The sequence below is a fragment of the Streptomyces sp. DH12 genome, from assembly GCF_020873895.1.
Lineage (GTDB): Bacteria > Actinomycetota > Actinomycetes > Streptomycetales > Streptomycetaceae > Streptomyces.
In genome coordinates this window covers 1-493 of sequence record NZ_JAHWGT010000754.1, presented here as the reverse complement: position 1 = coordinate 493, position 493 = coordinate 1, and the positions used below count along the sequence as shown (strand labels likewise).

The window sequence follows — 493 nt, the reverse complement described above, 5'->3', positions numbered from 1 at the left end:
GCACCGGGGCGCCGACACCACCATGACCCCGTGGATCGTCGTCCTGCGCACCACGTGGCACCAGGAAGTCGTCCAGGTGCCACGCTGCCCGCGCTGTCACACCGGGCATCAGATCGAGCAGACGACGGCGGGGCTCTCCGTGGCCGCGCTGATCGCCTATGGGGCGAGTGGCCGGCTGGACCAACTCCTCGGCATCCTGCCGGCGTCGACCGGGGACCGGGTGGTCGCGGCGATCTGGGCGGCCGTCGCCTGCCTGCCGGGGCTCCTCTGGATCGTCATGCGGCGAGGCCGGCTGCCGTGGCGGCGGCTGGCGCCCCGCCGCCTGGGCCATGCCCGTCACCACCCGGAGTTCCTCCGGCTCCAGGACGAGGGCTGGAAGCCCAGGCCGGGGCCCTTCCCGCACTGGAGGAACCCGCCGAGCCCTCACCCCTCTCCGCCGCTGGGCAGGTTCCGGCGGTGGGCCGGACGCGTCATCGACCTGCTCGGAGCGGCC

The 493-nt window shown here is 74.6% G+C and carries 1 protein-coding gene; it reads left to right on the top strand.

Annotated elements, in window-relative coordinates:
• Nucleotides 1–493 (top strand): hypothetical protein (locus LPA54_RS36895; RefSeq protein WP_228984849.1); only part of this gene is annotated, 493 nt, incomplete at both ends.